Origin of the sequence: Flavobacterium sp., assembly GCF_965277525.1 — a bacterium.
In the GTDB taxonomy this organism is placed as follows: Bacteria; Bacteroidota; Bacteroidia; order Flavobacteriales; family Flavobacteriaceae; genus Flavobacterium.
The window spans coordinates 733,823-748,261 of sequence record NZ_CBDIDC010000009.1 but is presented as its reverse complement, the minus strand read 5'-3'; the positions used below and the strand labels follow the sequence as shown (position 1 = coordinate 748,261).

The window sequence follows — 14,439 nt, the reverse complement described above, 5'->3', positions numbered from 1 at the left end:
AAAAGAATGTAGATTTTAGAATGCTGGTTTTAGATTTTTTGTAGCAGCAATTTATTGCATTTCAATCACCTTTTGTCCCACTATTCGTTTGTATCTTTTTTGCAGAAAAAGCAAAAAAGGATACCACTTCTATCGGGGCTAGAGTAGAGGTTTTGGTTTTTAAAAGACATTTTGGTTGGATTCGTTCTACTAAATAAATAACAAATGAAATGTTTTTGTAAGAAATTAAATAAAAACCTCAGTATCTTAGCCTCTCAAAAACTCAGAGCCTTTTAAAGAAATGAAATACATATCTGCCTTAATAATTCTAATTCTCCTAACAAGTTGTCAGATCACAGAAACCCTCACAATCAAACAAGATGGAACCGGAACTATTGAAGTCGTCGAACTTCGGGATGAAAATAGTTATATGCAGGTGGCGGGAGAAAACTATTCCCGAGAAGAAGCATTTCAGGATACTACTTATGTCTTTCAGGAATATATCGCAAAATACAACAAGACATTTCTAAAATATACGCCTGAGGAACAGCAATTATTTAAAAGGTATGCGAATGTAAAAGCACATCTTAAAAAAAATTCGTTCGAAAAAGAATTCCGAAATGCATTTACTCAAAACTTCAATAAAGTTGCAGAAATTGCAGATTTATACAAAACCGAAGATTATGCAAATGATCTTAAAAACAACTATGCTTTAACTGCTGAAAATCATTATTACAAAATAGATTATTCTTTTGACGGAAAAGTTTTTAAACGTTTGGTTTCGATCACAAATCCAGGGCAGCTTCAAAAAGAAAAAGATCAGGTTAAAAATATTGATCCTAAATATGTCTCCTTAAAACTGACACAATCGTATGTTTTACAATATCATTTTCCTCATAAAATAAAATCAGTTTCAAACGAAAAAGCTGTTCTTAGTTCAGATAGAAAAACAATGACAGTAGCATTTAAGCTTTCAGATTGTATGCAAAATCCTGAAACAACAAATCTGGAAGTGGTTTTAGAGTGAAAATTATTATGGGCCACAGATTCGATGGATTTAAACACGCTAACCACAGGTTATTTCAGGCTAATCATTATCAAAAGTTTCAAAGTTTGATAAGATGCATCAATTCAAAAATAAATTTAGTGTTGAATCTGTTTCAACCCGTCAGATCCTTGGACCATTTTAGCGTAAGCAATTAAACAAACCAGCAATAAAAAAATAAAAATAGTCTTCGTATCTTTGATAAAAATTAGCCCTATGAAATTATACAAACTACTTAGTTTTTCTTTTTTGTTAGCAACACTAACGAGTTGCACTTTAACCGAAAATATTTATGTAAACGATAACGGAAGCGGAAAGTTTTCTGTTGATATGGACGGTTCCTCTTTAATGGCGATGGCTGGAGATCAACTGGGGGCGGATGCCAAAAAAAATATAGATTCAACTTTTACCTTCAAACAATTATTTGAAGAGAAAAAAGACAGCATTGCAAAATTGTCTCCCGAAGCCCAAAAAGAGCTTAAAAAACTGGAAAATTTTGTAGTAAATACAAAAATGAATGCGGATAAAAAAGAGTTTTTAATGACAGTTTCTACTGATTTTAAAAATGTAAATGAATTACAAGATGCCTTGCAATCCTTAAACGCGCTTCAAAAATTAGAAGGAGGAACAAATAGTTCTACCCCTTTTGCAAAAGGATTAGGAGATAATAATAGTAAATTAAGTTACGCTTACGACGGAAAGAAATTTACACGTAAAGCAGTAATCGATAAGCAAAAATTAGCTGCAAAAGCAAAAGATTCGACAGCAGATATGTCTAAAATGATTTTTGCGTCTTCTACCTATACTATAAAATATCATTTTCCTAAGAAAATTAAAAAAGTATCGAATCCAAATGCTTTGTTCAGCGAGGATCGAAAATCAATTACAATTCAATACCCTTTTACGGATTATATGGAGAATCCTGACAAACTTAACTTTGAGGTTGAGTTTGAAAAATAATTAAAATGAATAAAACAATTCAACTTCAGGATTTAGGAAGTAAAGATTATAAATCGACCTGGGAATATCAGGAAGAACTTTTCAAAGACATAGTCGACTTAAAAATCAAGAACAGAAGAGAGGAACTTGATGTACCAACCCCTAATTATTTGCTTTTTGTAGAACATCCGCATGTATATACTTTAGGTAAAAGTGGTGATCTGAAAAATTTATTATTAAACGAGAAACAGCTCGAAGCCAAAGGAGCTACTTTTTATAAAATCAATCGTGGTGGGGATATTACATACCATGGCCCAGGACAAATTGTTGGGTATCCAATTCTGGATTTAGAAAACTTCTTTACAGATATTCATAAGTACTTGCGTTTTCTCGAAGAAGCAATTATTCTTACTTTAGAAGAGTATGGTTTGAAATGTGGAAGAAGTGAAGGCGAAACCGGAGTCTGGCTGGATGCGGGAACTCCCTTTGCCAGAAAAATTTGTGCACTTGGCGTGCGTGCTTCACGCTGGGTAACCATGCACGGATTTGCCTTAAATGTAAATGTAGATTTAGGTTACTTTGATAATATTATTCCGTGTGGAATTCGCGGCAAAGGTGTTACCTCATTACAGGTAGAACTTGGTGTCGAAAAAGTGGATGAAGCCGAAGTAAAAGCCAAAATAGTAAAACATTTGACCCATTTGTTTGAAGCAGAATTTATTTAAACAATCCTCAAAAATATAAATAGTATTAAAAATGCTGAAGGAAATATCAATTTTATAATTGTTTTTCTTCAGCTTTTTTTTAATCTCTATATTATAGACTGGTTTTAAAAATCTAAAGAAAGTTGTTCTGGCAGAAGTCTAAAACTCATCCTATGGTATTTTGTTGTGCCATATTTTTTGATGGCTTCGCGATGCTCTTTGGTTGGGTAGCCTTTATTTTTTTTCCAGTTGTACATTGGGAATTCTTCATGAATTTGGTCCATATATTCGTCACGATATGTTTTTGCCAAAACAGAAGCTGCGGCAATACTAATATATTTTGAATCTCCTTTTATGATACTTTGATTGGGAATAGATTTTAGCAATTCGATTTCTGTTGCAGAGAATTGTTTGCCAAAATTATTTTTCATGCCCAGTTTAGCATTCAATAAACGGTTACCGTCAACAATAATAAATTCAGGAATCTGATTTAATTTTAGGATACATTCCTGCATTCCTTTCATCGATGCGTTTAGGATATTTATTTCGTCAATTTCGTTGGGATGCAAATGCGTAACCGAAAAACAAAGCGCATGTTGTTCAATAATTGGTTTTAAAAATACTCTTGTTTTTTCAGACAGTTGTTTGCTGTCATTTAAAATTAAGTTCTCAAAATCAGCAGGTAAAATTACAGCCGCTGCTGTTACAGGACCGGCTAAACATCCTCTTCCGGCTTCATCTGTTCCTGTTTCTAAATTAAAACCTGAGAAATTTTTTGCAAGCATCTTCTTTTTTTTTCTTTGATGTACAAATATTATAAAATTTTTTAAAACAATTTTTGGAGATTCTTTGATAATAGTTTTGGATTTGTCAAAAAAATAAAAAAGCTATTAATTTTAATGATGTTCGTAAAAGTAGATGTTGTTTTTTATGAGGTTTATCATTTGTTTTGTGTAATTGTTAAAATAGTGTTAAGTGTTGAATTTGCGTAAATTTAAATTTTGAGCAAATTTTAAGGAATATTGCTATTAAAATTGAGGAAAGTAATGGTTTTTAGGATAGATATTAATAGATGTTTAATAATTTAGATTAAAATTAAGTTAAAATATTTTGGTGTTTTAAGAAATAATTAAGATGTTTGCCGCATACTAATTCAAAATAAATTAAAATGAAATTAAAATTACAATGGATTTGTACGCTCTTAGTAGCGTTGTCTATGCAGTTTTCTTTCGCTCAGGAGAGAACTGTCACTGGAAAGGTCTCTGATAAAACAGGCGTCATTCCAGGAGTAAATGTTGCTGTGAAAGGATCAAAGACAAATACTCAAACAGATTTCGACGGAAGTTATTCTGTAAAAGCAAAAACAGGAGATGTGTTAGTGTTTTCATACGTTGGTATGAATAACAAACAAGTAACTGTTGGTACTTCAAACACAATAAATGTTGCATTGGAGTCTGAGGCCCAATTAATGAATGAGGTTGTGGTTGTTGGTTACGGTGTGCAAAAAAGAAAGGAAGTAACCGGTTCTATTTCTAAAATTGCCGGAAAAGACATTGCTAACTTGGTAACTCCAAGTTTCGAGGGTGTTTTAGCTGGTAGAGCAACTGGGGTTCAGGTATTAACTAATACTGGTATTCTTGGTGTTGCGCCAAAAATTAGAATTAGAGGTGTTGGATCTATTTCTGGAAGCACAGAACCGTTAATCGTTGTAGATGGTGTGCCTATTTACTCTGGTGATATTGGAGGAGTTTCTTCTACAAATGGTTTAGCAGATATTAACCCGGAAGATATCGAATCTTTTGACGTATTAAAAGATGGTGCTGCAACCGCTATTTACGGTTCCAGAGCTGCTAATGGAGTTATCTTAATTACTACTAAAAGTGGAAAAAAAGGTTCTTTAAAAGTATCATATTCAAGTGTTTTTGGTGTTGCTAGTGCTGCTAAAACGTATGATTTATTACAAACGCCTGATTTCTTAACTATTTCTAACGAAAAAAGAACTAATAGAGGTCAAACTCCTTGGGCTGTTGGAAATGCATATAATACAGATTGGCAAGCTGCAATTTTTAGAAATGCTCCACAGATTACGCATAATCTTAATTTTAGCGGTGGATCAGAAAAAACAAAATATTATTTGTCTTTAGGTTACTCTGATTTAGATGGTATCAATTTAGCTAACGATATGAAAAAATATTCTGTTAGAACTAATATTGATCAGGAAATTAACAAATGGTTAAGTGTTGGTACAAATTTAAGTGTAAGCAGAACTGAATATAACGGATTGAATGTTAGTCCAAGTGGTTTATCAGGTAACGTTTTTAATGCAATCAGACAATTGCCAAATACACCAATTTATGATGCTCTTGATCCAACTGGATACAACCTTTCCGCAAATAATGCGACTGTTGGTCAATGGGATAATACAGATCCTGCAGGAGATAATATTACAAATATTCTTTATGTTCTTGATCATAATAAATACAAATCAACAACAACCAGAATATTGTTAAGTGCATTTGCAAATGCAAAAATTACTTCTGATTTGAGTTATAAATTGCAAGTAAGTGGTGATAACGCTATTACAGATGGTTATCAATATTGGAATCCAATTCACGGTGATGGTCGTGGAACAAACGGATATTTGTACCAGGATAATACAAATCTTTTGAGATGGAACTGGCAAAATATCCTGAACTATAAGCATACTTTTGCTGAAGATCATAATTTTGGTGTAACAGGTGTTGCTGAATACCAAAAATCAAAATCTAAAAATTTCTGGGGTAGTGGAACTGATATCTTAAGTGATTTCTATGATCAAAATTTAGTTACAGGTACTTATAGTACTAAAGATTCTGGTGGTGGTGCTTCTGAAAAAGGAATTATCTCTTACCTGGGACGTTTTACATACAACTTTAAAGAAAAGTATTTTATACAAGCTTCTTTAAGACGTGACGGAATTTCTCAATTCGAGAAAGATGTTAGATACCACAACTTCCCTGGAGTTTCAGCTGGTTGGACAGTTTCTAAAGAAAGTTTTATGGAAGGAATCAGCAACACAATTTCTGATTTGAAATTTAGAGGTTCTTACTCTGAGGTTGGTAACGTTGATATTTTAAATTCGGCACCTTACCCTTCAAAAGGTCTTTTGGTTGGATCTCCTTATGGTCCTAACAATGGTCTTGGTTATTATCAATTTGGTAACGAAACATTACAATGGGAAACAAGTAATAAAATTGACTTTGGTGTAGATTTAGGCTTGTTCAACAATCGTTTAACTCTAGCTTTTGATTATTATAAAAATGATATCGATGGATTAGTTTTAGCAGCTCCAGTTGCTCCGTCTTTAGGTATTCCTAACAGTATAGTTAACTCAAACGTTGCTAAAATGTACAACCAGGGTTACGAATTTTCTGTTAGTTTTAAAGCAATAAATACAGCAAACTTTTCTTGGGATGTTTCTTCTAACTTAACACTTACTAAAAACGTTGTTACTGGTTTAGTTCAAGGACAAGATATTGTAGGAGGTTCATCAGCTTTTGGCTCATCTACCGATATTGCTAACATTGCACCAAATATTATTATCAGGCAAGGTGAATCTATCAACTCTTTATACGGATATAAATATTGGGGTGTTAACAAAGCAAATGGTAACCCGGTCTATTACAAAGCAGATGGTAGTTTAGTACAAGGTAATATTAATACGTCAACCTATGCTGTATTTGACCCTAGTAATCCAGCAGCAGCTGGTGCAGCAGCATCATTAGGGGCTGCTGACAAGGCTATCTTAGGAAATACTTTACCAACATATTACGGATCATTTACATCTACTATGAAATATAAAAATGTTGATTTTGGTTTCATGTTTAGATTTAGTGGAGGAAATGAAATTTTCAATGCTACAAGAAGAGAGTTAATGAACCAAAACTTTAACAATAACGGAACTGAGATTTTAGGAAGATGGCAAAGTGTTGATAATCCTGGAGACGGATGGACACCAAGATTATACGCTTCTTCGAATACATTTACAAACCTTTCAGGAAGTGCATCTTCTCGTTTTGTTGAAAAAGGAGATTTTATCTCACTTGATAATATTAGTTTAGGGTATACATTGCCTAAATTAGTATTGGATAAATTAGGAGTTGATAACTTTAGAATTTTTGCTCAGGCACAAAATATCTGGTTAATTTCAGACTATAAAGGTATTAATCCTGAAATGGAAACAAATGGAGTAGACATTAACGGTACTCCACGTTCTAAAGTGATCTCAATGGGAATCAATGTAAGTTTATAAAAAAACATATGAAAAATATAATAAAATCAATTTTACTTTCTGTAGTTGTACTCGGGATGAGCTCATGTACAGAGGAAAAGCTATTGGATTTGAAACCAATAAATAATATTTCTGATGCAGATGCATTTACAACTCCTGCTTATATAGCTGCTTATATGAATGGTGTTTATAATGCTGCTGGAATTGGACAGTATAACGCTGCATCTAATAGTCCAAATGGTGGTAGAGGTTACGTTTGGGGAGCTGCTTTTATTGAGCAAGGAGAAACTAGAGGTGAAGATGTTGTTAACATGGCTACTTTTTACCAGTTAACTTATACTGCTACTTATGATCCAACAACTGCTAATAACGTTTATTACTGGGTTGATGGTTACAGATTAATCAACAGATGTAATCTTATGATCGAAGGCGCTACTAGTGCAGTTGCGAATAAGGTTATTACACAGGCAGTTGCAGATGATTATATTGGACAGGCTAAGTTTTTAAGAGCAATTACTCATTTTGAGATACTTACCAATTTTGCAAGACCATACAATTTTACTGCGGGTGCTACACATCCAGGTATACCTTACAGAGAGGTTGGTGTTAATACAGTTGCAGAAATAAATTCTGAACTTTTAAAACCAAGAAATACTGTTGCTGAAGTTTATACAAAAGTTTTAGCAGATTTAACAGATGCTGAAAAGTTAATATCTTCAAATGGTTTTGCTGGTGGTAGAGTTGTTGCTAAAGCAACAAAATCTGCTGCGATAGCTTTCAAAACAAGAGTTTATCTTCAAAAAAGAGACTGGGCAAATGTAATTGCTGAAGGAATTAAATTAAATGGTCTTTATGCTTTAACGACTGATCCATATGGTCCTTTTGTATTGGCTAGTAATTTAACAAATACAGAGTCTATTTTTTCTATTCAGCACTCTTCTACCTCTAATCCAGGTGTAAATGCGTCTTTAGCGAGTGTGTTAAAAAACAGAGCCTTAGTTTGTATTAGCCCAATTCTTTGGAGAGATCCACAATGGTTGGCAGATGATAAAAGAAGAGAAGATGGGAAATTTATTTATACTGCAGCAGGTATTAAATATACAAATAAGTACACGGATGTTGTTAATCAGTCAGATGCTGCACCAGTTATCAGATATGCTGAAGTAGTATTGAATATGGCAGAGGCTCAGGCACGTTTGTCAAATTTACCAACAGCTTTAACTTTGTTAAACTCGGTAAGAAATAGATCTTTGGCTTCTCCGACTACTCAGGCATATACTGCTGCATCTTTCCCTACTGATGCAACTATGGTCGCTGCTATTCTTAAAGAAAGAAGAATTGAGTTTTTACAAGAAGGACGCAGATGGTCTGACATTCATAGATTGCAAGGAGATCCAATAGCAGCTGTAGCTATTGATGGAATTCCTGCAAAAGTGGCTAATGCTACACCTACTGTAACTGCTTTTGTTTTGGGAAATAGTTATGTTATAACTACTCCTGTTGCTGCTGTTCCGGGTACTGATTATAAATTCTTATGGCCAATACCACAAACTGAAATAAATACTAATCCAAATGTAGCTCAAAATACAGGCTGGAATTAGAGAAAATAAATATTTTGATTTTTTTTGAAAACCCTCAATCACTTTTCTGGTTGGGGGTTTTTGCTTCTATGATGTGGTCTGAAAAAACACCTCAATAACAATGATTTGTTTTTTTATACGTTTTTATCTTTTACCTTTGCTGGACAAATTTTGCCAAAATAATTCTATATAAAGCGATCAAATGAGAATATTCTTTTTTCTATATCTATTAGTTGTACCAACTTTATTGTTTTCTCAGGAAAAAACTACTTCTAAAAAAAGTTTAGATATGAATACTAAATATTCAAGTATTACAGATACATTAAAAAAGAAAAAAGCAAAAATTGCCACCATTGATCAATATCAGATTATTACGCTGGAACATGATACGACCTATGTTGATACTTCGTTAACCATAAAAAGCGCCTATAAACAAAACCATATCAGAAAGGATGATTTCGGGCTTTTACCTTTTTCAAATATTGGACTACCATTTAATACTTTACAATACAGTTTAACTAATTTTTCTCCTTATCCCGAAATTGGTTTTAGCGGGATGCATTATAATTATATAGAGGCGGATCAAATTCATTATTATTCAGTAGCTACTCCTTTTACAGAATTGTTTTTTAATACCACAATAAATAAAGGTCAAAATGTTGATTCTTTTATTACATTAAACACTTCAAAAAATCTTAATTTCTCTATTGCTTACAGAGGTTTACGTTCAGAAGGGGATTATATAAATCAGTTGGTTAGTTCGGGAAATTTTAGATTTACAACGAGTTACGCTACAACAGACAGGCGGTATGCTATAAATGGACATTATACGTATCAGGATAATTCAAATGAAGAAAATGGAGGAATTACCTCGCCACAAGATTTTGAAAGTGATAATAAAGATTATAAAAACCGTCAGCGATTACAAGTTTATTTAACAGATGCAAAAGCATTTTTAAAAGGAAGACGCTTGTTTTTTGATCATGCTTTCAGAATAAATCCAACTGATGGTAATAATAATTTGTATGTTACACATCAATTTAATTACGAGAGTAAATTTTTCGAATACAATCAGGCAACGGTACTCTCTACTGTTGGTACTACTCCCGTACAACGATTTGGAGATTCGTATGTGACAAGTGGTATAAATGACCAGACAAAATATGAAAGACTATATAATAAGGCAGGGGTTGCATATGAAAATTCGCTTTTAGGAAAATTTAATTTTTTTGTAGATGATTACAGATCAAATTATGAGTATGGAAGGGTTATAGTAGGTACAGAAAAAGTTATTCCGAATAATTTATATCTTCAAATTAACAATTTTGGAGGACAATACGAATATCAGAAAAACAAGTGGAACGGACGTTTTCTCTATTCGCGATCCATCACAAATCAATCACTTTCAAATTTAGATGCTAAATTGAAATATGATTTTAGTGATAAAATTCAGTTTGATTTCAGATACCGTAACATTAATAAGTTACCCAATAATAACTACAATTTATACCAAAGTAGTTATGTGCAATATAACTGGTCGAATAACTTTAAAAACGAAAAGATTAACTCGCTTAGTGCAAGTGTTGCTACTCCGTGGTTAAATGCTGAAGTACAATATACGGTTTTAAATGATCATTTGTATTTTGCAGATGCTTCATCACCGGCGCAGATTGCGGCCAACACACAAATTATAAATCCTGCTCAATACGGAAATGCAATTAATTACCTGGAAATAAAAGCAAGTCGTGAATTTAAGTTTGGTCATTTTGCATTAGATAATACACTTTTGTATCAAAAAGTAGATCAATCAGATTTAATTTTAAATGTCCCGGATTTTGTTACAAGAAATACATTTTATTATACAGGATATTTGTTTAAGAAAGCATTGTTTATGCAAACCGGAATCGTTTTTAATTACTTTACAAAATATTACGGAAATGATTATAACCCGGTTGTCGGAGAGTTTTTTGTGCAAAATAATAAAGAAATTGGTGGTTATCCATTATTCGATTTATTCGTTAATGCCAGAATTCGCCGAACCCGAATTTATTTTAAAGCCGAACACATAAATGCTATTTTCTCTAAAAGCGATTATTATGCGGCACCTAACAATCCTTATCGTGATTTTGTTATTCGATTTGGTTTAGTTTGGAATTTCTTCCAATAAAGATTAGGAGACTTTATTTATATAAAAAATCAAATATTAAAATTTAAATAGAAATGGACTTTTCAAATAACATTTTAGAAACAATTGGTAATACACCATTAGTAAAACTCAACAAAATTGTTGCTGAAATTGATGCGTTAGTATTGGCAAAAGTCGAAACTTTTAATCCTGGAAATTCTGTAAAAGACAGGATGGCCGTAAAAATGGTTGAAGATGCAGAGGCAGATGGCAGATTAAAACCCGGAGGAACTATTATTGAAGGTACTTCTGGTAATACAGGTATGGGATTAGCGCTTGTGGCTATCATTAAAGGATACAAATTGATCTGTGTAATATCAGACAAGCAATCTAAAGAAAAAATGGATATTTTGCGTGCAGTTGGTGCCAAGGTTGTAGTTTGTCCTACAGATGTTGAGCCAACAGATCCACGTTCATATTATTCTGTTTCTAAACGTCTGGCTGAGGAAACGCCTAATTCATGGTATGTAAATCAGTATGATAATATGTCCAATTCTTTGGCACATTACGAGCAAACAGGACCGGAAATCTGGAAACAAACTGACGGAAAGATTACTCATTTTGTGGTGGGAGTAGGGACTGGAGGAACTATTTCAGGAGTTGGAAGATATTTAAAAGAGAAAAACCCAAATATTAAAATTTGGGGAATTGATACTTATGGTTCTGTTTTTAAAAAATACCATGAAACTGGAATTTTTGACGAAAATGAAATCTACTCTTATATTACGGAAGGAATTGGAGAAGATATTTTGCCTAAAAATGTTGACTTTTCTTTAATTGACGGATTCACCAAAGTAACAGATAAGGATGCAGCTGTTTACACCAGAAAGATTGCTCTCGAAGAAGCTATTTTTGTTGGGAATTCTGCCGGAGCTTGTATAAAAGGATTGTTGCAACTTAAAGAGCATTTTAAGCCTGATGATGTTGTTGTAGTGCTTTTTCATGATTCAGGAAGCCGTTACGTAGGTAAAATGTTCAATGATGACTGGATGCGTGAACGTGGATTCTTAGAAGAGAATATTACAAAAGCAGAAGATGTTATCAAAGATCATATTGATAAGGAATTGATTGTGGTTCGTACAGAAGAATTAGTTTCGCACGCAATTGAACGTATGCGTAAATATAAAATTTCACAAATTCCGGTTGTAGACATTAACGGATTTGTTGGTTCTGTTGACGAAACAGATTTGTTTAGAAGTTATGTTGCAGATAAAAATGTAGCCGAAAAACCAATAAAAGAAGTAATGGGAAAACCTTTCCCTATCGTAAAGTTAGGAACACCAATAGAAGAAGTTTCTAAATTATTTACAAAAGAAAATGATGCTGTTTTAGTTGATCTTGGAAATGGAAACCATCATATTATTACGAAATATGATATCATTGGATCTATAAAATAAAAGAGTTTTAGTAATTTACAAATCCATAAATCTAGTTAGAAGAAATTAGATTTATGGATTTTTTAGCTTAATATATTTAAAAATGAATTTTACCGCAATAGATTTTGAAACTGCCACAGGGTATCACCCTTGTTCTGTTGGAATTGTTACTGTAGAGAATGGAATTATTGTAGATGAGTTCGTTACTTTGATTAAGCCTCCTAAAAATGAGTACAATCCGTTCACGATTCGCGTTCATGGAATTTATCCGAGTGATACCGTAAATGCTAAATCTTTTGCACACGTTTATCCTGAAATCGAAAAAAGATTAAAAAATAAGGTAGTGGTCGCACATAACGAAAGTTTTGATCGAAATGTTTTAATTAAATCTATGGCACTTTACGGTTTGCAGTATGAAGATTTGAATATAGCACAAAAATGGGAGTGTACGGTTAAGATATACAAAGCAAAAGGATTTAAGCCGACCAAGTTAAGTGACTGCTGTCGTGAAATGAAAATTCAGTTAAACCACCATGAAGCACTATCTGATGCGAGAGCATGTGCAAAACTATATCTTTTGAGATAAAAAACAAAAAATATTTTGTAAGATTAGTATTATTTAATTATTTTAGACTTTTGTAAATTAAAAGTAAAAAGCCTAAAAATGAAAGAAGATTTTCTTCATTATCTCTGGAAGTTCAAGAAGTTTGATACATTGAATTTAAGAACTGCCCGAAAAGAACAGATCACCATTATCAAAACAGGAGATTATCCGGAACTTTCAGGGCCTGATTTTTTTAATGCTCAAATTACGATAGGAGATCAAAAATGGGCTGGGAATGTCGAAATTCATTTAAAATCTTCGGATTGGTATGTTCACGGTCATGAGAATGATAGTGCCTATGATAATGTGATTTTGCACGTCGTTTGGGAAAATGATACCGATATATTTGGTAAGGACAATAGGGAAATTCCAGTTCTGGTTCTTAAAGATTATGTCTCATCTGAAATTCTTTCCAGCTATAATTCTTTAATAGTTCCCAAAACCTGGATATTTTGCGAAAAAAATATTGCAGAAATTGATAGTTTTATTTTTAAGAACTGGCAGGAGAGATTATTTTTTGATCGCTTAGAACGCAAATCAAAATTTATTCACAACTTATTAGAAGAAACGAATCAGGATTGGGAAGCTGTTTTGTTTTGCCTACTAGCAAAGAACTTTGGTTTAAATACTAATGGTAACTCCTTTTTACAAATTGCGAAATCTATCCCATTTACAATTATAAGGAAAGAAAGTTTTGAAGTCGAAAATCTGGAAGCCTTATTTTTTGGTGCTTCGGGTTTATTAGATGAGGAAAAAGAAGATGTTTATTTTATCGATTTAAAACTAAGGTATTATTATCTTCTAAATAAATACCAATTAGAAAAACAGCATATAGATACAGTACAATTTTTCAAGCATCGTCCTGATAATTTTCCAACTATTAGAATTTCACAATTGGCTAATTTATATCATAAGCATCAAAATTTATTTTCAAAAATAATTACATTAAAATCAGTTAAAAGTGTGTGGGAACTATTAAGCATTTCTTCAAGCTTGTATTGGCAAAATCATTATCAGTTTGATAAAGAGAGTGTGAAAAAGCCAAAATCTTTGTCAAAATCTTTTATAGATTTAATAATTATCAATACTATAATTCCAATTCAATTTACGTATTCAAACATCATGGGTGAATGTATTGCTGAAGATTTGATCGCATTTATGAATGAGGTTGTTCCTGAGAAAAATGCGATTATAGATAAGTTTGAATCTTTTGGAATTTCTTGTAAAAATGCTTTTGAAACACAAACATTATTAGAACTTAAAAATGAGTATTGTAATCAAAAGGCATGTTTAAAATGTGCTTTAGGAATCGAGTTGCTTAAGAATAAGTAGAATTAGATAATTAGAAAATGTGACAATGATATAATTTTGTATTTTTGTGTTCCTATGTAAAGGCGAATGTCTTTCGAAGAGGAGTTGAATGTTATTCTGAGTGAATTCAAAGGACAAATCTAAAATCTTAAAAAATGTCGGCAATCTTAAAACTTAAGTTTTTCTTCGAGAAATATGGATTTCATGTTTCATCACGTCTCGCTGATAAACTAGGGATGCGGGTAACGAGTGTGCGATTATTTTTTATCTACATTTCATTTGTTACTGCAGGTTTGGGTTTTGGAGTCTACCTGACTTTGGCATTTTGGATTCGATTAAAAGATTTAATTCGTGCAAAACGCACTTCGGTTTTTGATTTATAAAAGTAAATTTTAATCATAAAAAAAGGGGATGTAAAGTAGTTAGTTACTTTACATCCCCTTTTT

11 protein-coding genes are annotated in these 14,439 nt (G+C 32.5%); 10 read left to right on the top strand and 1 reads right to left on the bottom strand.

Annotation, left to right across the window (positions count from 1 at the left end):
* Window positions 1–280 precede the first annotated feature (280 nt).
* From ACQY44_RS20165 to lipB, 3 genes are all read left to right on the top strand, one after another.
* Window positions 281–1,006 carry a hypothetical protein gene (locus tag ACQY44_RS20165; protein ID WP_428232071.1) on the top strand — a complete coding sequence of 242 codons (726 nt, stop codon included), beginning with the start codon at window positions 281–283 and terminating at the stop codon, window positions 1,004–1,006.
* 234 nt (window positions 1,007–1,240) lie between these two features.
* Window positions 1,241–1,984 (top strand): hypothetical protein, encoded by a 744-nt coding sequence (locus ACQY44_RS20160; protein ID WP_428232070.1) that lies wholly within the window; start codon window positions 1,241–1,243, stop codon window positions 1,982–1,984.
* Window positions 1,985–1,989: 5 nt separating this feature from the next.
* Complete coding sequence (gene lipB / locus ACQY44_RS20155; RefSeq protein ID WP_428232069.1) at window positions 1,990–2,688, top strand: lipoyl(octanoyl) transferase LipB; 699 nt, start codon at window positions 1,990–1,992, stop codon at window positions 2,686–2,688.
* Window positions 2,689–2,792: 104 nt separating this feature from the next.
* Here the strand turns inward: lipB and ACQY44_RS20150 are convergent, their stop codons facing one another.
* Window positions 2,793–3,452 (bottom strand): ribonuclease HII, encoded by a 660-nt coding sequence (locus tag ACQY44_RS20150; protein WP_428232068.1) that lies wholly within the window; start codon window positions 3,450–3,452, stop codon window positions 2,793–2,795.
* Between the two features lie 383 nt (window positions 3,453–3,835).
* Between ACQY44_RS20150 and ACQY44_RS20145 the strand changes: the two genes are divergently transcribed.
* The 7 genes from ACQY44_RS20145 to ACQY44_RS20115 all read left to right on the top strand — a co-directional run bounded on the left by ACQY44_RS20145 (window position 3,836) and on the right by ACQY44_RS20115 (window position 14,376).
* Window positions 3,836–6,958, top strand: a complete 3,123-nt coding sequence (locus tag ACQY44_RS20145) for a SusC/RagA family TonB-linked outer membrane protein (RefSeq protein ID WP_428232067.1) — start codon at window positions 3,836–3,838, stop codon at window positions 6,956–6,958.
* Window positions 6,959–6,966: 8 nt separating this feature from the next.
* Window positions 6,967–8,538 carry a RagB/SusD family nutrient uptake outer membrane protein gene (locus ACQY44_RS20140; RefSeq protein ID WP_428232066.1) on the top strand — a complete coding sequence of 524 codons (1,572 nt, stop codon included), beginning with the start codon at window positions 6,967–6,969 and terminating at the stop codon, window positions 8,536–8,538.
* 181 nt (window positions 8,539–8,719) lie between these two features.
* Window positions 8,720–10,684 (top strand): putative porin, encoded by a 1,965-nt coding sequence (locus ACQY44_RS20135; protein WP_428232065.1) that lies wholly within the window; start codon window positions 8,720–8,722, stop codon window positions 10,682–10,684.
* Window positions 10,685–10,737: 53 nt separating this feature from the next.
* Window positions 10,738–12,099, top strand: a complete 1,362-nt coding sequence (locus ACQY44_RS20130) for a pyridoxal-phosphate dependent enzyme (RefSeq protein WP_428232064.1) — start codon at window positions 10,738–10,740, stop codon at window positions 12,097–12,099.
* An 82-nt stretch (window positions 12,100–12,181) separates the two neighbouring features.
* Window positions 12,182–12,664, top strand: coding sequence for a 3'-5' exonuclease (locus ACQY44_RS20125; protein ID WP_428232063.1), 483 nt, complete (start codon window positions 12,182–12,184; stop codon window positions 12,662–12,664).
* Window positions 12,665–12,742: 78 nt separating this feature from the next.
* Complete coding sequence (locus tag ACQY44_RS20120) at window positions 12,743–14,014, top strand: DUF2851 family protein (protein WP_428232062.1); 1,272 nt, start codon at window positions 12,743–12,745, stop codon at window positions 14,012–14,014.
* A 134-nt stretch (window positions 14,015–14,148) separates the two neighbouring features.
* Window positions 14,149–14,376, top strand: coding sequence for a PspC family transcriptional regulator (locus ACQY44_RS20115; protein WP_007810860.1), 228 nt, complete (start codon window positions 14,149–14,151; stop codon window positions 14,374–14,376).
* The last annotated feature ends 63 nt before the right edge of the window (window positions 14,377–14,439 follow it).

Coding starts and splice junctions, on each gene's coding strand:
- ACQY44_RS20165 (WP_428232071.1), top strand. CDS start 281: ATGAAATACATATCTGCCTTAATAATTCTAATTCTCCTAACAAGTTGT.
- ACQY44_RS20140 (WP_428232066.1), top strand. CDS start 6,967: ATGAAAAATATAATAAAATCAATTTTACTTTCTGTAGTTGTACTCGGG.
- ACQY44_RS20125 (WP_428232063.1), top strand. CDS start 12,182: ATGAATTTTACCGCAATAGATTTTGAAACTGCCACAGGGTATCACCCT.
- ACQY44_RS20145 (WP_428232067.1), top strand. CDS start 3,836: ATGAAATTAAAATTACAATGGATTTGTACGCTCTTAGTAGCGTTGTCT.
- ACQY44_RS20120 (WP_428232062.1), top strand. CDS start 12,743: ATGAAAGAAGATTTTCTTCATTATCTCTGGAAGTTCAAGAAGTTTGAT.
- lipB (WP_428232069.1), top strand. CDS start 1,990: ATGAATAAAACAATTCAACTTCAGGATTTAGGAAGTAAAGATTATAAA.
- ACQY44_RS20135 (WP_428232065.1), top strand. CDS start 8,720: ATGAGAATATTCTTTTTTCTATATCTATTAGTTGTACCAACTTTATTG.
- ACQY44_RS20130 (WP_428232064.1), top strand. CDS start 10,738: ATGGACTTTTCAAATAACATTTTAGAAACAATTGGTAATACACCATTA.
- ACQY44_RS20115 (WP_007810860.1), top strand. CDS start 14,149: ATGTCGGCAATCTTAAAACTTAAGTTTTTCTTCGAGAAATATGGATTT.
- ACQY44_RS20160 (WP_428232070.1), top strand. CDS start 1,241: ATGAAATTATACAAACTACTTAGTTTTTCTTTTTTGTTAGCAACACTA.
- ACQY44_RS20150 (WP_428232068.1), bottom strand. CDS start 3,452: ATGCTTGCAAAAAATTTCTCAGGTTTTAATTTAGAAACAGGAACAGAT.